Here is a 22154-nt window from a genome sequence, read left to right on the forward strand (position 1 = left end):
CTGCGGGTCGGAGGTCTTGCTCGTCGATGCAGGCGATGCGCCCATCGGGCAGCTGTACGCGCCCCAGCCTGCGACCGCCCCTCGCTGGTTCAAGCGTCCAGCTCGCCGGCGGTCTGCCAGGCGTCGACCGGTTTCGGCGGGCTGACCCGCCGGACCTTCGTTTCCTGGCGCCTTGGACGTCGTACTGCAACTCCAGGTCCGCGGCCAACTCGTGGGCCTGGACATGCGTCAGATCGCGGCCCCGCTGCCCGTTCATGGCGTGGTCCCCACACCAACCAGTCGCCCACGCGATGCACGTACTGCGTGGTGATGCCGCCGGTTTTCGTTATCTGGGTGTTGTCGACGCTTTGAGGCGTTCGTGGACTTGGCGGTCGATGGTGGCCCACACTGAGAGTGAGGATGCGCTCCGGGCCGGGGGGGAGGCGGCTGGATGGCTGGGCGGCGCAAGGCGCTGATTGTCGCGAACGACGTCTACGAGCACGAGGGGCTCGGGCGGCTTCGCGCGCCGGCGGCGGATGCGCAGGCTCTCGGCGGCGTTTTGGGTGACCCCGGGATCGGTGGTTTCGACGTCGAGGTCGTCCGCAACGAGTCGGCACACGTGATCCAGGGGCGGGTCGAGGACTTGTTCGCGGACAGTCGGCCCGAGGACGTGTTGCTGCTGCACTTCTCGTGCCACGGCCTCAAGAGCGAGTCCGGGGAGTTGTTCTTCGCGGCGCGCAACACCCTGCCGAACCGGCTGGGTTCCACCGCTGTGTCCGCCGACTTCGTGCAGCGATGTCTGCGGATGAGCAGGTCGCGCAGCATCGTGTTGCTGCTGGACTGTTGTTATGGCGGCGCTTTCGGCCGGGGCGTGACTGTGCGGGCCGCCGGTGATGCCAACGTGCTGGACAGCTTCTCCGGTGGGAAGCTGGGCGGTGGCCGGGGCCGCGCGGTGATCACAGCTTCGAGCGCGACGGAGTACGCGTTCGAAGGTGACCGGCTCGCCGATGACCGCAGCAGTCCGTCCGTGTTCACCGCTGCCTTGGTGGAAGGTCTGGCCAGCGGGGACGCAGATCTCGACCAGGACGGCTGGGTGTCGCTCAACGAGCTCTACGACTACGTCTTCGACCGGGTCCGCGAACGGAATCCTCACCAAACCCCCAGCCGCGACGTGGAGATGCAAGGTGAGCTGTACATTGCCCGCCGCAGTCGTCCGGTCACTGTACCGGCGCCGCTGCCGGCCGAGCTTCGCGAGCTGATCGACCATCCGCTGGCCACGGTCCGGGTCGGCGCGGTGCAGGAGCTTGCCGGCCTGCTGCAGGGCAGGAATGCCGGGTTGGCGCTGGCGGCCAGGGTGGCCCTCGAGCGTTTGGCAGACGACGACAGCCGCTCGGTGGCCGCCGCGGCGACGGCAGCGCTAAGTGCCGCCGCCCCAGGCCCGCGCCCGCAGCCTGAACCGCGACCGGAACCGCGGCCGGAGCCGGCCCGCCAGGACCGGTACGTACGGTCGTGGCGCCGCCGGCTGGTTTACCTGTCCGGCGCAGGAGTGGTCCTCGCAGCCGGGACCGTGGTCGCCTTGCAGCTGGTGAACGACAACGACCCGCCCGGAGGGGGTGGAGCGGCGGCCGACGAGTTCAACGAGGCCTCCCCGTGGCGGCTCAGGGTACGCGGCGCCGGCGGCTGCATCGTCACGGTGAGGAATGTCGACAGCGGCCAACAGAAGGTGTTCGACAATCTCTGGGGGCCTGTGAGCTTCCAGATCGCGGACACCGGCAGGTTCGAGGCGAACGCCAGCGATCCCGTCTGCATTGTGACGCATTCCGCCGGTACCGGTCAGATCGCCCTTCCCTTCGCACAGAAGAACGCGACCGGTGACAGTGACGCGTTCACGGTGCCGTCCGGCGACAAAGCCATCGTCCGCGTCGTCGCCTTCAACAGTTACGGTCGTTGCGACTTCGAGTTGCACGACGCCACGGACGGACGCCCCCTCGACTTCGGTGGGACACAGCCGGGAGGCCCCCCGGTCCAACTCGACCCCCGCGGCAGCTCCAAGGTCTATCTCGCCCACTTCTACGGATGCGACGTTCAGGTCTCCAGCGGCTGAGGAGCAGTGCCGCGGAAGCCGTAGTGGCTGTAGAGATGGGGGAGGGTGCCGCCGCGGCCTACGAACTCGTGCGGGCTGAACTCCGTCCATGGATGCAGGTTCGGGCGGCGGATGGGTGAGGCCCGATCCGCCGCGCAGATCACTTGATGGAGATGCCGTCTTTGTGCTTGGTGAGCCCGTCGGTGAAGGACTGGAGGAATGGGTTGAGCTTGCGCACCCCCCAACCGCGGATCAAAAGGGGAATGATGCCCTAGCAACCAGCCTCACTAGGCGTCAGAACTCTGTGTTCGAAGGGACTCTGGCCCCGCTAGCCGACCTCTTTCGACTCCATTTCGCACCACGAATGATCCCACGGCGAGCGACGGTTGGTGGCGGATGGCCAGGCGGGCCGGCCGAACCACCGGTTCAGGTGGAGGTCGAGTCATGGCCTTGGGCGGGCGTGGCAGCGGCCATGCTCTCAGGTCGCGTGGTGCGCGTCCTCCTTACTGCACTGATTGTGCTCGGCGTCGCCGCCACAGGGTGCGCCTATCCAGTAGCTGGCGCCGACCCGGCCGACGCGAACCCGGCGCATCGCGGTGAGCCCACCAGCGATCCGCACGCCCTTCAGCCAGCGGCCGGCACGGCGAAGCTGATCTCTGCCGAACTTCGCGGGATTTGCGTCATCGCCGACCGACCTGACGTGCCTGGATACAGGCGAGACCAGTTCGGCGAGACCTGGACCGACGTCCATGCAGGCCGACCTGCGGCCTGGCCGGTACACCTCGAGTTCGACCTTTCAGACCGCGGGCCGACTGAGGTCGACGTGACGAGATCTGCGGTATTGCACCTGTCGCAGGGGCTGACCATACTGCGAGGGATGGTCGGGTGAGGGGAGTCCGTGATGCGACGAGTTCGGATCGGCCGACTGGCGGGCGCGCTCAGCGCTTTGTCGCTTGTTGCCTGCATGCTGCTGACCGTGCAGCCGGCCGCGGCGATCATTGGCGGGCAGCGCGATGAGGTGCATACCAACGTGGGCGTTGTCCGGTTCACCACCGAGTCGGGTCGGTTCCGCTGTTCCGGCACGCTGATCTCGCCGACGGTGGTGCTCACCGCGGGTCACTGCACGGGGGACACCGGCGCGAGCCCGGCGACCAACGTCTACGTGTCGTTCAACACCGACCTGCCACTCGATCCGCTTGCGCCGGGCATCACCCCGCAGGAGAGAGCGGCGCGCGCGGCGAACTACATCACCGGCACGGCACACCCCGATCCGGGGTGGACCGGCAAGCTGTCGATCTCCAAGCAGCACGATCAGGGCGTCGTGGTGCTGGATGCGCCGGCGGCTTCGAAGTGGCCGGGCATCGTGCCGGCGCCGCTGCTTCCCGTGGGCACGCTCGACGGCAACCAGGGCGCGCTGAAGAACGAGACGTTCACGCTCGTTGGCTACGGCGTTGACATCGGCGCGAAGAAGTCGCAGATCGTCGTGCCGGAGCGGCGCTTCACCACGTCGTTCCTCAAGAACGTGCAGGATGAGGTCGTCACCTTCCAGATCAACGACCGCGACTCCAAGGCCGGCGGGGGCTCTTGCTTCGGTGACTCCGGTGGGCCGGTGTTCCTCGGCCAGTACGTGGCCGGTGATGCCTCCTTCGTGAACTCGCTGACGTGTAACGCGACCGGCGGCTACCAACGGGTCGATACGCCGTACTCGCGTGCCTTCCTGGAGCAGTTCATCTAACCCGGTCAGCCCTACGTAGGGAAGGCGAGCAAGGCAGTGGCCACCTCACGCCGCCGCTGGGCGGTCGTGTCGGGCTGGCCGGCACCGGCTGCTTCGGCCCCGGGCGGGATCACCATGCAGAAGGTAGAGCCCGCGCCCGGTCATGGTTCCTCGCTCGGCGAACGCAATCACCGCATCCACCCCAGATGGAGATACCTCCAGCTCGCCACGCTGCGTGCCGGTCAGCGGCTTCCCATGGCCCCACGCAGCGAGTGTCGTCGGGTGCCACGAGCAGCGGGCGAAACTCGAACCCGGCGCCCAGGGATTATGAGAGCCACGCCACTTGCCACAGCACAGAGGTGGGATCCAAGGCCGACATGTCGAACGGGATCGGAGGCGGAAGTTCGAGGTCGGCGATCCTGTCCCAGTCCTGCTCGCGTGCTCCGATCTGCACGTCGGCACCCAGCGGAGCGGCGAGTTCTTCGGCGACGAACTGGGTCAGCGAGCGGCCGTCGGTGCGCCGTATCAACTCGCCCAGAAGGTGTCTCTGGCTGAGTGCGTGGTATCCGGCGGCGGTGCCGGGGTCCCACCACGGGCGTTGTACGGCGAGCCTTGCGGTAGAGGTCGGTACGTAGAGGTCGGTCAGAGTCACGGGCTGGTCCCAGCCGGACACTCCGGAGGTGTGGCTCATGACGTGCCGGACGAGAATCTCTTCTTTGCCGTTCTGGGCGAACTCGGGCCAGTACGTCGCGACGGGCTCATCCAGATCGAGGATGCCGCGGTCCGCGAGGACCAGGATGGCCAGTGCAGTCACAGTCTTCGTGGTGGAGAAGACGTTGACGATCGTGTCGTGGCGCCACGGCGTACTGCGCTCCGGGTCGCGGTGACCGCCCCACAGGTCGACGACGGTCTCACCATCCACATCGAACGCGATCGACAGCCCGACCTCGTCACCCTGGTCCAAGACCTCCTGCAGTTCGTCATGGACGACACCGAAGCCGTCCTTGACTGTTCCTTGTACTTTCACGACTTCTCCTCCTGGCCGCGCAGCATTTCCTCGGACAGTTGCCACAGGCGCGCGGCGTCTACCAGACGAGTTCGTCTAGATGGTTATGGCCGGAAAGCAGGCGAGCGATGTGGTCCTGCGCCGCTTCGCGTATGTCAGGCTGAGGGTGGTGCGCGTATAGCGCGAGCTCCCCGTACATGTCATAGAAGTTCAACCGCTCGCGCAGATGCTCGCACGCCGGACGACGCGATTCGCGAGTTGCGGCAGTAGCGCGCGGCGCCGCACGCACGCAGAGCGGCATGACAGGGCGGGTTGCCCTTGCAAACCATTGGTGAACCGACTTGCTCCGCTGATGTACTGATGTGCGACCGTGAGTCTGCCCCGTGTCGGAGGTAGTAGTTGTGACGAGCTATGACGCGCTTGCCGAGGTGTACGAGTGGCTCATCTCGGATGCAAAGCTGGCCCCGGCCGAGTTCGCTGCGTCGTTCGACGACGTCCTCAGTCTCGTGCCGTCGAACGCTCACGTCCTCGATTGTTCGTGCGGAACCGGACAGTTGGCGGTCGGCCTCGCCGGTCTTGGCATACAGGTGGCCGCAACTGACGCCAGCGAAGCGATGGTTCGTCGGACTGCGGAGTTGTCTGAGGAATTCAGGGCACCTGTCCGGACAGTGCGGGCGGACTGGCAAGAGTTGCCCGACCATTTCGATGACGACACCTTCGACATGGTGTTCTGCGTTGGCAACTCGCTGCACCATGCCGAGGGCGCGAGAGGCAGGGTTGCTGCTCTGGAGTCGATGTCACGGCTTCTGCGCCGTGGCGGGCGCTTGGTACTCACCTCCCGCACCTGGGAACTCGTGAGGGCCAGAGGTTCCCGGCTCGACATCAGTGACCGTCTTGTCCGCCGGAACGGTCGCAATGCCGTCGTGGTCTACCGCTGGGAGATTGCGTCACAGTGGGAGGAGGAGCACCACATCGAGATTGCAGTCGCGCAAGTTGATGCGGCTGGGTCGGTTCTTGTCCGCTCGGAACTGCTGTCGTGCTGGCCCTACCGATACGACGAACTCGCAGGCGAGTTGCACCAGGTCGGACTCCGGACGGAAAGGAGCACGTACAACCCTGAGGCCGAGAACTACATCGTGGTGGCGAGCAAGGTATAGACAACGGGCTCACAGTCCCTGGCCGGACCGCGCGGTTGCTCGCAGGAGGCTTGCGCCCTCTCATCGGCATGTAAGTAGCGTTTGATCGGTAGTACCGGAGTCTCTGCGTATTGAGTTCGGGCGTATTCGGTCCTGATCCGGGCGCCCGCGCGTCGACCGTTGACCGGGCAGGGAAGCGGGGCGGGTGTTGCGGGCACCTCGTCGCTCCGCGCGCAAGAATCGCTCAGTGCCGGCCCGGTGGTGGAACGATCAGCGGTCACCTTCCAGAACGGCCGACAGGCGTTATGCCGGTGGCAGAAGCCCTGTCGGATCATCGACGTGAGGAGGCATTCTGAGACGATGGATCTGGGGTTCGGCGGCGAGGTTGCTGATCTGTATCACCGATACCGCCGCGGTTATCCGTCAGGGTTGATCCGCGCGTGCGTCGATGCGTTCTCGTTAAAGGGCGACGATCTCGTGATCGATCTCGGTTGTGGCACGGGGCAACTGGCGACACCGATCGCCCCGCATGTTCGGGCCGTGATAGGGGTCGATCCCGAACCAGACATGCTGGCCCACGCCCGCTCAGCCGCCCAGGACCAGGGTGTCACGAATGTGGCGTGGATGGTCGGCAGCGACTCCGACCTTCCGCTGCTGCGATCGCTGTTGGCTGAACAGTCGGTTGGTGCTGTGACGATCGGGCAAGCACTGCACTGGATGGACCATGACGCGCTGTTTGCCGCGGTCGGTCCGCTCCTAGGTCCTGGAGGTGGTGTCATGGTCGTGGCCAACGGGATCCCGCTGTGGCTGCAGGACTCGGACTGGTCACGGGCGTTACGCGAATGGCTGTCCGACTGGTTGGGCGCGCGTCCAGCCAACAGCTGCGGCACCGACAACGCAACGCAACAGCGCTATCGCCAGAGCCTGACGGCCAATGGCTTCGAGGTCAGCAAGGTCGAGCTCGACTATGCCGACGAGCTCGACTTCGATCACCTACTCGGCGGGATCTACAGCGCGCTACCGGTCGACCGCCTTCCCTCGCCCAAGGAGCGTCCACAGATCGCAGCGGAGCTCCGGGAAGTGCTTCATCCCTATCGGCCGTACATCGAGCAGGTCCCGGTGCGAGCCCTCCTCGGCACGAAGGTCGCGTGAGCAACCAACCAGCCATCTCCTCCCATGGATATCTCGTCGGCTCCGCCAACTGGACATCTCCGCATCAGGTGCCCGGGCGTGACGAGCCCATTTGCAGCAAGTTGCATCTGCCGAGTTCACTGACCGTGGCGCGGGGTGGGTGAACGGTTGGGTGGCTATGCTGCCGCGATGTCGATCACCGTGAAGATCATCGATGTGTCGGGGGCGGGGCGGGTCGGTGCGACGACGCTACTGGAAGGTGTGGCTAGTAGCATCACGCTTCGCGATCTGGTGCGAACGCGCGTGCGGGACGAGGTGGCGCGCTTCAACGTCGTTCTACAGGAAGTGTTCCAGGGGCTGGTGATGCCCGAAGGTGCGCTGCCGACCGCGGCGGGGTTCCGGCTGCCGAAGCAGCGGCGCCTCGACTGGGAACAGCAGGCCGATCGTGCGGTCGAAGCGTTCGGGCGCAACGGCTTCTTCGTGCTTGTCGACGACCGCCAGGTGACCGACCTTGACGAGGAGCTCGCGTTGACCGCGGACTCCGACATCCGTTTCGTCCGGCTCGTGCAGTTGGTCGGAGGCTGAGCGTGGACCAGGCAAGTGACACCGCATCCGGCCAGGTCGACGACGTGGCGTCCCTGCTGGACGCAGCGATGCGCGCGATTCAGGGCCGATCTTGGATCGGGGACAGCGACGCACGGACGCTCCCGCAGGTTCGGGCCATCACCCAGGCCCCGGAGGACGTACGCCGCGAGTGCATCCTGAGGGCCTCCGAGCGGGTCGACAGCCACTACTGGGTCGACTTGATCTCGATCATCGCGCGCAAACGCGTCAAGTTCTCGGCGGACGACATCGACCGACTGCTGACGCTGCGCCTTGGCGTCTCCGATGACCTCAACTTCTGGTGGAACAGTGAGGCGCTCCGTGCCGTCAGCCGCCAGATCGAGCACACCTTCCCCACCTTGACCGATGCGGAACAAGCACGACTCGAGCCTCTCCTCCTGCAAGCCGTCGACAGGGCGCGAGACGCAGCCACCGCTACCAGGCTTCGGCAGCTCGTCACCACCGCCGACGGCATCCGGCTCGACCTGATCGACGCAGGCGATGCCATCGGTCCGCGACTGCGTGCCGCGTTCGAGCAGGCAGACGACCAGGTCGACAAGCTTGCGACAACGCTCGACCTCCTGGCGGCGTATCCCACCAAAGGCCGGCCCTCGAAGAAGTGGTTCACCGAGACCGAACAGATCATCAGCCGGCTGTCCCGGCCCGCGGAGCTGATCGGCGCTCTCCTCGACGCGGCCCTCGACGCCGAGGACAGCGAGGCCTCGTACACCCACAACGACCGCACCCACACCTACCCGCGCTACATCACCAGCAGCAACGAAGGATTCCTCGGCGGCACAGTCGCGGCCGCTGGACTCCTGCGCGACTCAGCACTGCTGCCGCGGCTGCGACGCCTCGCGACCAAGACCGTGACGGTCATCGGAGGACAGTTTGGCAACCCACGCAGCCTGCGTCTGGCCAACCTGTCGACACAGGCGATGGCCGATATCGGCGCCCCGGCATCGATCACCGAGTTGCTCGCACTCGAGCGATCCGTCCGGCATGGGACGTTGCTGAAGCAGGTCCGCAAGGCCATCGAAGCGCTGGCCTCCGCGCAGGGCATGACGCGGGACCAGTTGCTGGAGCGCGCGGTCGAGACGCACGACCTCGACCCGGACGGAATTCGCACGGAACCTCTGTCGAGGGGATCCGCCCAGATCGTCGTGGACGGACGAGCCGCAGCCCTTCTATACGTCGACGAGAAAGGCACGGCACGCAAGTCCATCCCCGCTGACGTGAAGCAGGCTGACGCCGACGTACTCGTTGCGGTCCGCAACGACCTCAAAGCCGTCCGGAAGACGATCGCCGGCGAGCGCGTACGGCTGGACGGCCTGATGGCCCTTGAGCGCAGCTGGCAGCTCGACGAGTGGCGCACCTGGTACCTCGACCACCCGATCACCGGCCGACTGGCACGGACACTCGTGTGGGCCTTCGAAACCCAGCACACGCCGGTGGTGGTCGGCCTGCCGCTGGACAGCACGACCGCGATCACGGCTTCGGGGCAACACGTCGGGATTCCGCCGGATGCGCGAGCGCGTCTTTGGCACCCCGTCCACGCGACCAGTGACGAGGTCCGGGCCTGGCGGCAATGTCTGCTCGACCAGCAGATCGTTCAGCCCTTCAAGCAGGCGTTCCGCGAGATCTATCTGCTCACGCCCGCCGAGGAACAGACCCGCGAGTACTCCAACCGGTTCGCCGGCCACGTCTTCGGGCAGGTCCAGGCCCGCGCCCTGATGAAAGGGCGAGGCTGGGCACCGGTCGCCGTCGCGTGGTGGGACGACGGCATCGACCAGGGCATCGCCCGGCGAACGTTCGACTCGGCCGGGATCCGCGCCGAGTTCTACTACGACCCGATCCTCGAACAGGAGCCAACGGCCAGCGACCTCTACCCGTACTGCACCAGCGACCAACTCCGGTTCGTCGACGCCACCAGCGACGAGACGATCGCATTGGCCGACGTACCGCCGCTCGTCCTCACCGAGGCCCTGCGCGATGTCGACCTGTTCATCGGGGTCACCTCGATCGGCGCAGACCCTGAGTGGCTCGACCGCGGCACCCAGCGCCAATTCGACACCTACTGGCACACCTACGGCTTCGGTGAACTGTCCGCAGCCGGACAGATCCGCCGCGACATACTCTCTCAGCTCGTCCCACGCCTGGCCATCGCCGACCGATGCGAACTCGATGACCGCTACCTCACCGTGCGCGGAGACCTCCGCACCTACCGCATCCACCTCGGCAGCGGCAACATCCTCATGTCACCCAACGACCAGTACCTCTGCATCGTCGCCGCCCGCAACGGACAATCCCAGAAGCTCTTCCTACCCTTCGACGACGACCCCGTCCTCAGCCTCATCCTCAGCAAAGCGTTCCTACTCGCCGACGACACCGCCATCAAGGACCCCACCATCAGCGCCCAGATCAACCGTCGCTGAATCTCCGTCAACGGTGTTCGGAAACGACGATGCAGCCGACTGGGCTGGGAACCTGGTCGACGCCGATCAAGAGCAGTTGATCGCTGATGCGCTGGAGCGCGCGACCGGCTCAGCTGGAGTTGAGTACTTGGAGGCCCCGAGGGCGCCGAGGCGCTGGCTGCAGCTGAGATCGCCGCAGCCGCAGCCGCAGCCGGGGCCCCAATTGATGCAAATGCCTCCACCGAGCGAGCGCTCGCATGGGCGTCTGCCCGCGCCGGGTTGGCCGAGTTGATCCCGGTCGCGATCCGCGCGGTCGACCGGGTGGTCGCGGACGACTCCGAGCTGTGGACCGAGGGAGACGATCTGGCTTGGTTGAAGGCCACCGACGATCTACGGACACGGCTACGGAGCAGGGCTGAAGCTGGACGGCGGCCGGCGTGGCCGCCGCGCCAGCTTGCGACTCCCGTCACTCCAACACCCGGTGGTACCAGTCTCGTGTGTTCGGATGTGCCGCCTGGTGCTTTCCCGGGCGAGGCGCGGACGGCTCCGAAGGACGCGGCCAGCCGGTATTTCAGCGGGGTTGCACGGCAAGTCAGCGGGCTGGGTCAGGTCTCCCGGTACTGAGCATGCGACCGGTTTGCTCCGTCACTGCTCCGTGGGGAGCGCTAAACGATGGTCGTTGTAGCGAAATTGTGATCACAGATGCAAGTTTGGGCGGCGGATCGGTGGGGCCGATCCGCTGTACAGATCACTTGATGGAGATGGCGTCTTTGTGCTTGGTGAGCCAGTCGGTGAAGGACTGGAGGGATGGGTTCAGCTTGCGCACCTGGTCGAGGTCGCGGTCGCCGGTGAACTGTTCGTGGTTCTCGGCGTAGTACTGGAACATGTTCGAGAACTCGACGGCGTAGGGGAAGCCGAGGGTGCGGTAGGTGGGCCAGGGGAGGGGGCGGTAGGCAACCTTCTCGCCGAGGGCTTCGGTGAGGGCGGCGGCGTACTCGTCGCCGGTCAGGTGGTCGCCCGCGATGCTGAGGGTGGTCCCGATCAGGCCGGCGTCCTTGAAGACGGCCAGGGCGGTACGGCCGATGTCGTCGGCGGCGATGCCGGACAACGGCTTGTCGGCCATCGGCATCGAGATGGTCAGCGTGCCGTCCTCGCCGCGGACCGGTTCCATCCCGCCGGCGAAGGCGTCGAAGTAGAACGTCGTCCGCAGGAAGGTCGTCGGTACGGCGTACTTCGTGAACAGCTCGTCCGCCTCGGCCTTGGCGTCGAAGTGCGGGACGGTGTAGCGGCCGTCGTCCAGCCACGGCACGTCGTCACGCCCCTCGAAGTACGGGCGGGTGTCGTCGAGCGTCGACCAGACGACGTGCTGTACGGCGGCATCGCGAGCGGCCCGCGCGGCAGTCTCGGCCTGGAACAGCTCCATCTCCGCGGCCGTCCGCGCGGCCTCCTCCTCGGGGCTGCGCGGAGCCCAGTAGTTCGTCACGACGAAAGCGCCGTACGCGCCCTCGAAGGCCGCGCGCACGCTCGCCTCGTCGTCCAGGTCGGCGGCGACCACCTCGGCGCCGGCCGCCGCGAGGGCCTGCGCCTTGGCGGACCGCGGGTCCCGGGTCAGCGCGCGGACGGCGAACTCGCCGTCCGCCAGGATCGCCCGGGCGAGCCCGCCGCCCTGTGCTCCGGTGGCGCCGACGACTGCGATCAGCTTCTTGCTCATATCACTCACTCCACGATTTCGGTTGATGTGTCAACTCGTGCCAGCTTAACGCGCTAGGTTGATGTGTCAACCCATGCAGGTAGGATGGGTGCGTGAGCAAGGGACCGTGGCTCGACGACGACGAGCAGACCGCATGGCGCAGCTACCTGCTGATGAACAAGACGCTGACGACGCACCTGGAGCGTCACCTGCAGCGGGAGTTCGGCCTGTCCAGCTCCGACTTCGAGATCCTGGTCAACCTGTCCGAGTCGGAGTCCGGCCGGATGCGCGCCTTCGAGCTGGGCCGGGCGACGCAGTGGGAGAAGAGCCGGATGTCGCACCACCTGACCCGGATGGAGAAGCGCGGCCTGATCCGCCGCGAGGCCTGTGACTCCCGCTACCCGGAGATCGTGATCACCGAGGACGGCATGGCCGCGATCAAGGCCTGTGCCCCGGCACACGCCGCGCGGGTCCGCGAGTTCTTCGTCGACGTCCTCGGCCCCGACCGCATGGTCGCCCTCGGCGAAGCCTCGGACGAGATCCTCGAAACCATCGGCAAGCATTGCGGCACCGACTGCCCGCCGGAGGTCAGCGGCCTGGGCTGAGAAGGGTTCTCAGAGAGCTTTCAGGAGAACTTGATCGTCGCTTGACGTTCTCTTGGAGTGCGGCTGAGGAGCCTCCCGGGAGGCTTGCGGCCATGGTCACCACAGATGCGTTCGAAGCGTCCCACTCCTCCCGCCGGCGCCGGCTGCGCCGGGCCTCGGCGGCCGCGATCGCGACGGCGGTGCTCGGGATCGGCGGTACCGGGTTGTCGGTCGCCGTCGCATCCGCCCGGCAGCCCGACTCGGGCAGCAGCGGCACGACGGTGAGCTCCACCAGCTCCGACGACTCGGGCTCCAGCAGTTCGAGCAGCAGCAGTTCAGGCAGCTCGAGCGGCTCGAGCTCGGACGACTCGAGCAGCAGCAGCGGTCTCGGGTCGGCCTCGTCGGGTTCCACCTCGCAGGGTGGGAGCAACGGATCATGAGCGCGTTCCGGACCTGGACCGCCTGGAGTTGCACGGTCCGGCTGACCGTCGACGACCCCGCCGTACTCGGCGCTGCCTGTGGTGAGCTGAAGGCGCTGATGGACCGGGTCGACAAGGCCGCCAGCCGGTTCCGGCCGGACTCGGAACTGTCGATCGTGAACACCCGGGCCGGCGCGATGGTGCCGGTGTCGCGGCTGCTCGTCGACCTGGTCGACGTCAGCCTGGTCGCCGCGTCCATGAGTGGCGGCGCGGTCGACCCGACCGTCGGCGCCGCGGTGATCGCGGCCGGGTACGACGCCGACATCGAGGCAGTACGGCGACGCTTCCCGAAGCCGCCCGTGGACCCGAAGCCGGTCCCCGGCTGGCAGCAGGTCCAGCTCAATCGGAAGCTCGCGCTGCTCGGCGTGCCGAAGGACTCTGCACTCGACCTCGGCGCCATCGCCAAGGCGTGGACCGCGGACCGGGCCGCTCTGGTGCTCAGCAAGCGCTACGGCTGCGCGGTGCTGGTCGAGATCGGCGGCGACCTGCGTGCCGCCGGTGAGCCGGCCGAGCCGTGGGTCATCACCGTCGCTGAGCGCGCAGGCGACCCCGGCGTCCTGGTGACCCTCGCCCACGGCGGTCTCACGACCTCGACCCGGACAGTACGGCGCTGGCAGACGCCGGAGGGCTCAGCGCACCACCTGATCGACCCGCGGACCGGCAAACCCGCCGACGGCCCCTGGCGGACCGCATCGGTCTGGGCGCCGACCGCCGTACGCGCGAACACCTTCAGTACGGCGCTTGTCGCGACAGGCGAGGCAGCGGTTGGGCGCCTGACTCTGGCGGGCCACCCGGCCCGGCTGGTCGCGGACGACGGTGAGGTCACCGAGCTGGCGGGCTGGCCCGCGGCGAGCAGGGCGGCCTGATGACGCTGTGGTACCTGGCCCGCGCCGCCGGCGTGGTCGCGATGGTCATGTTCACCCTGTCGGCGTCGCTCGGCATCCTCACGTCGGGCAGCCGCGGGCCGGAGCGCCGGTTTTGGCTCCAGTACGTGCACCGCTCGGCTGCTGCCACCGGTCTGCTCTTGCTGACCGCTCACGTAGCCGCCGTGATCGCCGACAGCTACGTGGCCATCAGCCCGACGGTCCTGGTGTGGCCGTTCGGCTCGGGCTACCGGCCCTTCGCCATGGCTGTCGGCACGCTCGCCCTCTACGGGCTGGTGCTCGCTGCCGTCGTCGGAGCCGCCCGCGGTCGGCTGGCCACTTCCGAAGCCTTCACCAAGCGCTGGCGCACGATCCACATCGCCGCGTCGACCGGCTGGCTGCTGTCCATCGGACACGCCCTCCTGGCCGGTACGGACCGCGGTACGCCGTGGATGCTCGCCATCACCATCGGCTGCCTGGCCGCAGTCGCCGTAGTGGGTGCCTACCGCCTCCGTGCCAAAACATCATCCCCGCAGCTCGCAGGCGCTTGGAGGACTCGATGACGTTGTCACACGCCACGAGGGTCGATGTAAGAGTCATCGGCGACGCCAGGCTGCTGGCCGGTCTGGAACTGGGCCGCGCCGACCGCCACCGGCATCTGTCGACCCACGGCGCTCAGCCAGAGCTGACCCGGGAGGACTACACCAAGCTGTCCGAGGCGGTAGGGCTCAGAGGGCGTGGCGGCGCCGCGTTCCCGGTCGCACTGAAGCTGGCGGACCTGCCCACGAGAGGAATCGAGGCAGTGGTCGTCAACGGCTCCGAGAGCGAGCCGGTGAGCCGCAAGGACCGCCTGCTCCTCACGCTCGCTCCGCATCTGGTCCTGGACGGTGCCACTGGGTTGGCTCGCGCACTGGGCGCTCCGCACGTGCTGATCGCCGTACATGACATGGAAGCTGCCATGTCCGTCCGCGAGGCGCTGATGGAGCGCAACGACGGTCTGGCGATCGAGGTGACTGACACGCCCGGCCGCTTCGTCGCGGGTGAGGCTCGTGCGGTGCTGAGTGCGCTGGACGGTGGTCTGGCGATCCCACCGGGTCGGCGGGTGTTGCCGACGCGGAAGGGGTATCACCGGCGTCCTACCCTCTTGTCGAACGTCGAGACGTTCGCGCAGCTCGCCGTACTGGCTCGGCTGGGGGCTAAGCGGTTCAGTAGCACCGGGCTGATCAGTGAGCCGGGGACGCAGTTGCTGACGATCGACGGGGCTGTGCAGCGACCAGGCGTGATCGAGACGCCGATCGGCGTACCGCTGGAGGCCGTACTGCGGTTTGCCGGTGCCGAGGCCGGGCCGGTGCTGCTCGGTGGGTATCACGGCCGCTGGCTGCCGCATGGCGGCGGTGTGGTCCTCAAGCGACCGGAGGTGTCCGCCGGCATCATCCTGGCGCTCGGCACGGACACCTGCCCGCTCGGTGAGGTGCACCGGGTCTCGCAGTGGCTCGCAAGCCAGTCGGCCGGGCAGTGCGGTCCGTGCGTGTTCGGGCTGGCGTCGCTGGTCGACGACTTCGACAGGCTGGCCAAGGGCGACCCATCCGGGTGGCATGACGCTCAGCGGCACCTCGGTCTGGTCCCGGGGCGAGGGGCGTGCGCCCACCCCGACGGCTCGGCGCGTTTTCTTGCCTCGGCGCTCGAGGTGTTCGGCGAGGACGTGCGGCTCCACCTCGCCGGCGGCGGGTGCGGGCGACAGGTCAGAGGTGTGTTGCCGGTGCCAGGAGGTTCGTGGTGAACAAGGTAGAGATCGACTGGACCCGGTGCGACGGCCACGGCCTCTGCGCCACCCTGCTGCCGGACGACGTGGCCCTCGACGAGTGGGGTTTTCCGGTCCTGCGAGGCCGTGAGATCACCGCGGGTGAGCTGCCGCATGCGCGCCGCGCAGTACTGGCCTGCCCGGCTCTGGCACTGCGTCTCGACGCACCTGTCGAACGTGATTGATCAGCCTGCGGACAGGCCCGTCCCGACAGCACACCAGTGACCAAGGTGGACTAGTCTCTGAGTTGTCGCACAACGTCGTGCGGCCGGTGCGAACAGCGCCGTTGGCACGCGTTGGAGACGGTGGGGAATGCAGAGCAAGCTGGACGTCCAGAAGGCGGAAGTGCTCGCCAAGGCGGTGGCCGCCGGAACTCAGGGGCACGACAAGTCGATCGATCCGTCCAGGCTGAAGACCTTCCTCGAGCGGTACTACCGGCACGTCGCGGCGGAGGACGTCGCCGAGCGGGAGCCGACCGACTGCCTGGGCGCCGCGAAGCACCACTACAAGTCCGCGATGGCGCGGCCGCAGGGTACGGCGAAGGTGCACGTCTTCACGCCGACGCCGGAGGACCACGGCTGGTCCGCGAACGGCCGGACCGTGGTGGAGATCGTCATCGACGACATGCCGTTCCTGGTGGACAGCGCCGCGATGGTGATCAACGAGCACAACCTCGAGCTGCAGCTGCTGGTGCACCCGCAGTTCGTGGTCCGCCGGGACATGGCCGGCACCCTGCAGGAGGTCCTGGACGACACCGCCACCTCGGACGAGCACGACCTCGTCCGGGAGAGCTGGATGCACCTCGAGATCGAGCGGATCCCCGACGTCGCCGAGCAGCGCGCGCTGGAGGACGAGCTGCAGCGGGTGCTGCACGACGTCCGGGTCGCGGTCGAGGACTGGCCGAAGATGCACGAGAAGGCCGTCACCATCGCCGAGGGCCTGGACGCCGACCGGCTGCCGGTCGGCGAGCACGAGGTGGAGGAGGCCCGGGAGCTGCTCGAGTGGCTCGCCGACGAGCACTTCACCTTCCTCGGCTACCGCGAGTACGACTTCACCATGGAGGGCACCCAGGGCATCCTCCGCGGCCGGGCCGGCTCCGGCCTGGGCATCCTGCGGGCCGACCCGAAGCCGAGCTCGGGCAAGCTGCCGCCGGAGGTGAGCGCGAAGGCGCAGGAGCGCAAGCTGCTCATCCTGACCAAGGCGAACTCACGGTCCACCGTGCACCGGTCGGCGTACCTGGACTACGTCGGCATCAAGCAGTTCGACGAGACCGGTGAGCCGGTCGCGGAGTGCAGGTTCATCGGCCTGCTCTCGTCGACGGCGTACACCGAGAGCGTCATGCAGGTGCCGGTGCTGCGGCGCAAGGCGCTGGAGCTGTTCAGGCTGACGGGCTTCGACCCGAACAGCCACAGTGGCAAGGGTCTGCTCGACGTACTGGAGACCTACCCGCGCGACGAGCTGCTGCAGGCGCCGGTCGAGGACCTGCTGCCGATCGTCCAGTCCGTGCTGCACATGCAGGAGCGGCGCGCCGTCAAGCTGTTCGTACGGCGTGACGTCTACAACCGTTACCTGTCCTGCCTGGTGTACCTGCCGCGTGACCGCTACACCACAGCGGTCCGGCTGCGGATGCAGCAGATCCTCAAGGACGCCATCGGCGCCGAGACCGTCACCTACGCCGCCTACGTGACCGAGTCCGTGCTCGCCCGGGTGCACTTCGTCGTCCGGATGAAGCAGGGCGAGACAGTCGGTGAGTACGACGCCGACCTGCTCGAGCACATGGTGGTCGCGTCGACCCGGGCCTGGGTGGACGACTTCACTGCCGCGCTGCACGCCAAGGGCGGCGACGGTGCGGTCACCCAGCTGGCCCGCAAGTACGCCGACGCCTTCCCGGAGGCGTACAAGGAGGACTTCGACCCGCGCGTCGCGGTCAACGACGTCAACGTGCTGGAGAGCCTGCCGCCGGACAACGGCCTGGCCATGTCGCTCTACACCCCGATCGACGAGGAGTGGGAGGGTGAGCGCCGGTTCAAGGTCTACCGGACCGGCTCGTCGCTCTCGCTGTCCCAGGTGCTGCCGCACCTGACCCACATGGGTGTCGAGGTCATCGACGAGCGCCCGTACGAGATCCGGCCGGGCGGTGGCGCGGCGGCGTACATCTACGACTTCGGGCTCAAGGTGCCGGCCGACACCGACGAGCGCGACGAGTTGCGCACGCTGTTCTCCGACACCTTCCACGCGGTCTGGCAGGGCCGGGCCGAGTCCGACAGGCTGAACGCGCTGGTGCTGCGCGGCAACCTCAGCTGGCGGCAGGTGTCGATCCTGCGGGCGTACCACAAGTACATTCGGCAAGGCGGTACGCCGTTCAGCCAGGCATACATCCAGGAGACCTTCCTCAACCACGTGGACGTGGCGAGGCTGCTGGTGCAGCTGTTCGAGACCAGCTTCGACCCGGCCCGCGGCGCCGCCGACGACCCGGACCGGCTCAACCACGCGGCCCAGCTGGAGAAGGAGATCCTGGCCGCGCTGGACACGGTGCAGAGCCTGGACGAGGATCGGATCCTGCGCTCCTACCTGACCGTGATCAAGGCGACGCTGCGGACGAACTTCTTCCAGCCGGCGATCGCCGACGGGTCGCCGCGGCCGTACATCTCGCTGAAGCTCGAGCCGAAGGCGATCCCGGACCTGCCGCAACCGCGGCCGGCGTACGAGATCTTCGTGTACTCGCCGCAGGTCGAAGGTGTGCACCTGCGCTTCGGCGCGGTCGCCCGCGGCGGCCTGCGCTGGTCGGACCGGCGCGAGGACTTCCGGACCGAGGTGCTCGGCCTGGTCAAGGCGCAGATGGTGAAGAACTCGGTGATCGTGCCGGTCGGCGCGAAGGGCGGGTTCTACGCCAAGCAGCTGCCGGACCCGTCGGTGGACCGGGACGCGTGGCTGGCCGAGGGGATCGCGTCGTACAAGACCTTCATCTCCGGGCTGCTCGACATCACCGACAACATCGTGGCCGGCGAGATCGTCCCGCCCCGCGACGTGGTCCGGTACGACGGTGACGACGCCTACCTGGTCGTTGCCGCCGACAAGGGCACGGCGACGTTCTCGGACATCGCGAACGGAGTGGCCAAGCAGTACGGCTTCTGGCTCGGTGACGCGTTCGCCTCGGGTGGCTCGGTCGGGTACGACCACAAGGCGATGGGCATCACCGCGCGCGGCGCGTGGGAGTCGGTCAAGCGGCACTTCCGCGAGCTCGGGCACGACTGCCAGAACCAGGACTTCACCGTCGTCGGCGTCGGCGACATGTCCGGTGACGTGTTCGGCAACGGGATGCTGCTGTCGGAGCACATCCGGCTGGTCGCGGCGTTCGACCACCGGCACATCTTCCTGGACCCGTCGCCGGATGCGGCGAAGTCCTTCGCCGAGCGGCGCCGGCTGTTCGAGCTGCCCCGGTCCTCGTGGGCGGACTACGACGCCGCGCTGATCTCGCCTGGCGGTGGCGTGTACCCGCGCACGGACAAGGCGATCCCGGTCTCGCCGGAGGTCCGCGCCGTTCTCGGGATCGAGGGGTCCGCGGCCACGCTGACCCCGGCCGAGCTGATGAACGCCATCCTCAAGGCGCCGGTCGACCTGTTCTGGAACGGCGGCATCGGCACCTACGTGAAGTCGTCGGCCGAGACCAACGCCGACGTCGGCGACAAGGCGAACGACTCGATCCGGATCAACGGCGCGGAGCTGCGCGCCCGGGCGGTCGGCGAGGGCGGCAACCTCGGCTTCACCCAGCTCGGCCGGATCGAGTACGCGTCGAGCGGCGGCCGGATCAACACCGACTTCATCGACAACGTGGCCGGCGTGGACACCTCCGACCACGAGGTGAACATCAAGATCCTGCTGGACACCGTGGTCGCCGACGGCGACCTGACCGAGAAGCAGCGCAACGACATCATCGCGTCGATGACCGACGAGGTGGCCGGGCTGGTGCTGAAGAGCAACTACCGGCAGAACATCGCGCTGGCGAACGCGACCGCGCAGGCCCCCGCCCTGATGCACGTCCACCAGGACTGGGTACGGCGGCTGGAGAAGCAGCGACTGCTGGACCGGGAGCTGGAGTTCCTGCCGAGCGTGGCCGAGTTCAAGCGCCGCAAGGCCGAGGGACGCGGCCTGTCGTCGCCGGAGCTCTCGGTGCTGATCGCCTACACCAAGATCGTGCTCGAGTCCGACCTGCTGAAGACGTCGCTGCCGGACGACCCGTTCCTGGCGCACAAGCTGGCCAGCTACTTCCCGAAGCCGATGCAGAAGCGGTTCGCCGACCAGATCCAGCACCACCAGCTGCGTCGCGAGATCATCACCACCCAGGTGGTGAACGAGTTCGTGAACACCTCCGGCATCACGGCGTACCACCGGCTCTCGCTGGAGACCGGCGGCACGGTCGAGGACGTCGTCCGGGCGAACCTCGCCGCGTCCCGGATCTTCGCCCAGCCGGAGCTGCTGGCGCGCAACGCCGAGCTGGACAACGTCGTCGACGCCGCGACCCAGACCCACATGAGGCTGGAGACCCGGACCCTCGTCGAGCGGGCGACCCGCTGGCTGGTCAGCAACCGGCGGCCACCGGTCGACATCGAGGAGCTGATCGAGTTCTTCAGCCCGGGCATCACCAAGCTCACCACCGCGCTGCCCGACGTGCTGCGCGGCCGTGAGCTGGCGTTGTTCGAGCAGCGCCGCGAAGCCCTGGTGAACAAGGGGGTTCCGGCCGACTTCGGATCCAGGATCGCCGTGCTGCCCCCGGCGTACGCGGGCCTCGGCATCATCGAGACCGCGTCGCACGGCGACCTCGACCTGCTCGAGGTTGCGAAGGTGCACTTCGCCCTTGGCGAGCGGCTGCAGCTCGGCCGCTTCCTGGAACGGATCATCGGCCTGCCGCGCACCGACCGGTGGCAGACGATGGCCCGGGCCGCCCTCCGCGACGACCTGCACGCCGTGCATGCAGGCCTCACCGCTCAGGTCCTGAAGGCCACCGACGCGTCCGCCGAGCCCGAGCAGCGTGTCATCACCTGGCAGGACCAGAACGAGGCAGCCCTGTCCCGCGCCGCCACCATGCTCGAGGAGATCGTCGAAACCGAAGGCCCCGAGCTGGCCCACCTCTCCGTAGGCCTCCGTCTGGTCCGCACCCTGCTGGCCAACCAGGCCTGAGTGCTCACCCCCGCGAGCCGTCGATAGGCTCGCGGGGTGAGGTCACTTGAGGATGCTGCTGGGGCGGTCGAGTATCCGGGCCGTGGGTTGGTGATCGGGCGCGATGAGGGTGGAGTGCCGTTCGTCGGGTACTGGCTGACCGGGCGGAGTCCGGCGTCGAAGCGGCGGCGGCTGGTGGTTGGCGAGTGGGAGATCGTGGTCGAGGACACCTCGGGCGGTGCGAGGGACAACCTGCGGCACTACACCGCGGCCGTTCGGGCGAGTGACTGGGTTGTGGTGGGCAATGGAACGCAGGGGCCTGCCCGGCGGTCCGGTACCGACCTGCAGTTGGCACTGCGCGAGCACGCTTACGAACCTGATCCGCCGATCCGTACGCCGCGGATCTTCGCCACCGCCGCGACCGACGGGACCGGGGTCGTGATCGGATCCGCCCGCGCCGTTCCGGGGGCCGTGGACCTGGTCCAGCACCCGTCGGTCTACTTGCGCAGTTGCCAGTGGCAACGGCTGTCACGGTGAAGACCTACGCTGGAAACAGGACGGCCCCGGTAGTCGACGGTGTCCCGGAAATCGTGTCCTGGAAGGATTCCTGGCGTTCGGTCGCCGGTCTCTGGTACGTGCTCGACTCGTCCTTGCGCGTCGGCCTCTTCGTCGTACCGCTGAATGCTGCGAGCTTCGAGCCGGCTGTCCTAGCGTTCTGACACGACCACGTCGACCGAGTACTGGTCGGCGCGGTAGCAGTGGTCGCCGAACTCGACCGGCCGGCCGTCGGCGGCGTACGCGGACCGGGTCATGGTGACCAGCGGCTCGGCCTTGGACATGTGCAGGGTACGGCGTTCCTCGGCGGTCGCGTTCCGGGCGCCGATCCGCTGCCGGGCGACCGTCGGCCGGATCCCGCGAGCCCGCAGTACGGCGTACAGGCCGGAGCCGGTGAGCTGCTCCAGGGTGAGGTCGTTGAGGGTCGGCGGCAACCAGTTGCGCATGATCGCGAGCGGGATGTCGTCGGCGTACCGGAGCCGCACGATCGCCACCAGCGGGGTCCCGGGCGGGAGCTCGAGGACCGCGGCGGCGCGGTCGTCCTGGGCCTCGCAGTCCAGCGAGAGCACCTCGGTTCGGGGTGTGCGGCCCTCGCGTTCGAGGTCGTCGTACAGGCTGGTGAGCTCGGCCTTGCGGTGCACCATCTGGTTCGCGACCGTGGTGCCGATGCCGCGGCGGCGGACCAGCAGGCCCTGGTTGACCAGCTCCGAGATGGCCCGGCGGACGGTCGGCCGGGACAGGTTGAGCCGGTCGGACATGCCGATCTCGTTCTCGAACGGGTCGCCCGGGCGCAGCCGGCCCTCGGTGATGGCAGCGGTCAGCTGCTCGGCGAGCTGGTGGTACAGCGGCACCGGGCTCGACCGATCGAGCTGAATCGGCAACGCGGCGCCGGTCATGGGGCCTCCCGGCCTGGACTGAGGAACGGAGGGAGCGACGCGACCGGAGAGACGAGGGAAGGC

General features: G+C 67.9%; 19 protein-coding genes and 1 pseudogene. 16 read left to right on the forward strand and 4 right to left on the reverse strand.

Annotated elements, in window-relative coordinates; genetic code table 11:
• Positions 1 to 430: 430 nt before the first annotated feature.
• The 3 genes from AB0H36_RS30180 to AB0H36_RS30190 all read left to right on the forward strand — a co-directional run bounded on the left by AB0H36_RS30180 (position 431) and on the right by AB0H36_RS30190 (position 3797).
• Positions 431 to 2083, forward strand: coding sequence for a caspase family protein (locus tag AB0H36_RS30180; RefSeq protein ID WP_360530935.1), 1653 nt, complete (start codon positions 431 to 433; stop codon positions 2081 to 2083).
• Between the two features lie 466 nt (positions 2084 to 2549).
• The gene (locus tag AB0H36_RS30185; protein WP_360530938.1) at positions 2550 to 2951 is read left to right on the forward strand and encodes a hypothetical protein; all 402 of its coding nucleotides are present in this window, start codon (positions 2550 to 2552) and stop codon (positions 2949 to 2951) included.
• Between the two features lie 75 nt (positions 2952 to 3026).
• Complete coding sequence (locus tag AB0H36_RS30190; protein WP_360530941.1) at positions 3027 to 3797, forward strand: trypsin-like serine protease; 771 nt, start codon at positions 3027 to 3029, stop codon at positions 3795 to 3797.
• Positions 3798 to 4101: 304 nt separating this feature from the next.
• On the opposite strand, the gene AB0H36_RS30195 is transcribed toward AB0H36_RS30190, so the two are convergent.
• The gene (locus tag AB0H36_RS30195) at positions 4102 to 4803 is read right to left on the reverse strand and encodes a serine hydrolase domain-containing protein (RefSeq protein WP_360530944.1); all 702 of its coding nucleotides are present in this window, start codon (positions 4801 to 4803) and stop codon (positions 4102 to 4104) included.
• Positions 4804 to 5183: 380 nt separating this feature from the next.
• Between AB0H36_RS30195 and AB0H36_RS30200 the strand changes: the two genes are divergently transcribed.
• The 5 genes and pseudogenes from AB0H36_RS30200 to AB0H36_RS30220 all read left to right on the forward strand — a co-directional run bounded on the left by AB0H36_RS30200 (position 5184) and on the right by AB0H36_RS30220 (position 10690).
• The gene (locus tag AB0H36_RS30200) at positions 5184 to 5939 is read left to right on the forward strand and encodes a class I SAM-dependent methyltransferase (protein WP_360530947.1); all 756 of its coding nucleotides are present in this window, start codon (positions 5184 to 5186) and stop codon (positions 5937 to 5939) included.
• Positions 5940 to 6278: 339 nt separating this feature from the next.
• Complete coding sequence (locus tag AB0H36_RS30205; RefSeq protein ID WP_360530950.1) at positions 6279 to 7070, forward strand: class I SAM-dependent methyltransferase; 792 nt, start codon at positions 6279 to 6281, stop codon at positions 7068 to 7070.
• A gap of 168 nt (positions 7071 to 7238) precedes the next feature.
• Positions 7239 to 7634, forward strand: coding sequence for a hypothetical protein (locus AB0H36_RS30210; RefSeq protein ID WP_360530953.1), 396 nt, complete (start codon positions 7239 to 7241; stop codon positions 7632 to 7634).
• Between the two features lie 2 nt (positions 7635 to 7636).
• Entirely contained in the window at positions 7637 to 10087 is a 2451-nt protein-coding gene (locus AB0H36_RS30215; RefSeq protein ID WP_360530956.1) for a DUF4132 domain-containing protein, read from the forward strand.
• Between the two features lie 13 nt (positions 10088 to 10100).
• Positions 10101 to 10690: pseudogene (locus AB0H36_RS30220) on the forward strand (DUF4259 domain-containing protein).
• A gap of 124 nt (positions 10691 to 10814) precedes the next feature.
• Here the strand turns inward: AB0H36_RS30220 and AB0H36_RS30225 are convergent.
• Entirely contained in the window at positions 10815 to 11777 is a 963-nt protein-coding gene (locus AB0H36_RS30225; protein ID WP_360530959.1) for an NmrA/HSCARG family protein, read from the reverse strand.
• 92 nt (positions 11778 to 11869) lie between these two features.
• On the opposite strand from AB0H36_RS30225, the gene AB0H36_RS30230 reads away from it, so the two are divergent.
• On the forward strand, positions 11870 to 12361 hold the full coding sequence (locus AB0H36_RS30230; RefSeq protein ID WP_360530962.1) for a MarR family transcriptional regulator: 492 nt from the start codon (positions 11870 to 11872) through the stop codon (positions 12359 to 12361).
• Here AB0H36_RS30230 and AB0H36_RS30235 read toward each other — a convergent pair.
• Positions 12345 to 12752 carry a hypothetical protein gene (locus AB0H36_RS30235; protein ID WP_360530965.1) on the reverse strand — a complete coding sequence of 136 codons (408 nt, stop codon included), beginning with the start codon at positions 12750 to 12752 and terminating at the stop codon, positions 12345 to 12347. The genes AB0H36_RS30230 and AB0H36_RS30235 overlap by 17 nt on opposite strands.
• A gap of 24 nt (positions 12753 to 12776) precedes the next feature.
• Here AB0H36_RS30235 and AB0H36_RS30240 point away from each other — a divergent pair, with 24 nt between their 5' ends.
• The 7 genes from AB0H36_RS30240 (at position 12777) to AB0H36_RS30270 (ending at position 21359) form a co-directional block, all read left to right on the forward strand.
• Complete coding sequence (locus AB0H36_RS30240; protein WP_360530968.1) at positions 12777 to 13685, forward strand: FAD:protein FMN transferase; 909 nt, start codon at positions 12777 to 12779, stop codon at positions 13683 to 13685.
• On the forward strand, positions 13685 to 14245 hold the full coding sequence (locus tag AB0H36_RS30245) for a hypothetical protein (protein ID WP_360530971.1): 561 nt from the start codon (positions 13685 to 13687) through the stop codon (positions 14243 to 14245). The genes AB0H36_RS30240 and AB0H36_RS30245 overlap by 1 nt, the downstream gene beginning before the upstream one ends.
• Complete coding sequence (locus AB0H36_RS30250) at positions 14242 to 15462, forward strand: NADH-ubiquinone oxidoreductase-F iron-sulfur binding region domain-containing protein (protein ID WP_360530974.1); 1221 nt, start codon at positions 14242 to 14244, stop codon at positions 15460 to 15462. The genes AB0H36_RS30245 and AB0H36_RS30250 overlap by 4 nt, the downstream gene beginning before the upstream one ends.
• A complete protein-coding gene (locus AB0H36_RS30255; RefSeq protein WP_360530977.1) occupies positions 15459 to 15668 on the forward strand; it encodes a ferredoxin in 210 nt (69 codons plus the stop codon). The genes AB0H36_RS30250 and AB0H36_RS30255 overlap by 4 nt, the downstream gene beginning before the upstream one ends.
• 127 nt (positions 15669 to 15795) lie before the next feature.
• Positions 15796 to 20661: an NAD-glutamate dehydrogenase gene (locus tag AB0H36_RS30260; RefSeq protein ID WP_360530980.1), complete on the forward strand. Its 4866-nt coding sequence runs from the start codon at positions 15796 to 15798 to the stop codon at positions 20659 to 20661.
• Positions 20662 to 20697: 36 nt separating this feature from the next.
• Positions 20698 to 21177, forward strand: coding sequence for an IMP cyclohydrolase (locus AB0H36_RS30265; protein ID WP_360530983.1), 480 nt, complete (start codon positions 20698 to 20700; stop codon positions 21175 to 21177).
• A gap of 53 nt (positions 21178 to 21230) precedes the next feature.
• A complete protein-coding gene (locus tag AB0H36_RS30270) occupies positions 21231 to 21359 on the forward strand; it encodes a hypothetical protein (RefSeq protein ID WP_360530986.1) in 129 nt (42 codons plus the stop codon).
• Here AB0H36_RS30270 and AB0H36_RS30275 read toward each other — a convergent pair.
• Entirely contained in the window at positions 21348 to 22091 is a 744-nt protein-coding gene (locus AB0H36_RS30275) for a GntR family transcriptional regulator (protein WP_360530989.1), read from the reverse strand. The two genes, AB0H36_RS30270 and AB0H36_RS30275, sit on opposite strands and share 12 nt — an antisense overlap.
• Between the last annotated feature and the right edge of the window lie 63 nt (positions 22092 to 22154).

The sequence above is a fragment of the Kribbella sp. NPDC050820 genome (assembly GCF_040653975.1).
Lineage (GTDB): Bacteria > Actinomycetota > Actinomycetes > Propionibacteriales > Kribbellaceae > Kribbella.

Excerpts from the sequence above, each read along its gene's own strand:
- AB0H36_RS30180 (WP_360530935.1), top strand. The coding sequence starts at position 431 with ATGGCTGGGCGGCGCAAGGCGCTGATTGTCGCGAACGACGTCTACGAG.
- AB0H36_RS30190 (WP_360530941.1), top strand. The coding sequence starts at position 3,027 with ATGCTGCTGACCGTGCAGCCGGCCGCGGCGATCATTGGCGGGCAGCGC.
- AB0H36_RS30205 (WP_360530950.1), top strand. The coding sequence starts at position 6,279 with ATGGATCTGGGGTTCGGCGGCGAGGTTGCTGATCTGTATCACCGATAC.
- AB0H36_RS30210 (WP_360530953.1), top strand. The coding sequence starts at position 7,239 with ATGTCGATCACCGTGAAGATCATCGATGTGTCGGGGGCGGGGCGGGTC.
- AB0H36_RS30225 (WP_360530959.1), bottom strand. The coding sequence starts at position 11,777 with ATGAGCAAGAAGCTGATCGCAGTCGTCGGCGCCACCGGAGCACAGGGC.
- AB0H36_RS30240 (WP_360530968.1), top strand. The coding sequence starts at position 12,777 with ATGAGCGCGTTCCGGACCTGGACCGCCTGGAGTTGCACGGTCCGGCTG.
- AB0H36_RS30245 (WP_360530971.1), top strand. The coding sequence starts at position 13,685 with ATGACGCTGTGGTACCTGGCCCGCGCCGCCGGCGTGGTCGCGATGGTC.
- AB0H36_RS30250 (WP_360530974.1), top strand. The coding sequence starts at position 14,242 with ATGACGTTGTCACACGCCACGAGGGTCGATGTAAGAGTCATCGGCGAC.
- AB0H36_RS30260 (WP_360530980.1), top strand. The coding sequence starts at position 15,796 with ATGCAGAGCAAGCTGGACGTCCAGAAGGCGGAAGTGCTCGCCAAGGCG.
- AB0H36_RS30275 (WP_360530989.1), bottom strand. The coding sequence starts at position 22,091 with ATGACCGGCGCCGCGTTGCCGATTCAGCTCGATCGGTCGAGCCCGGTG.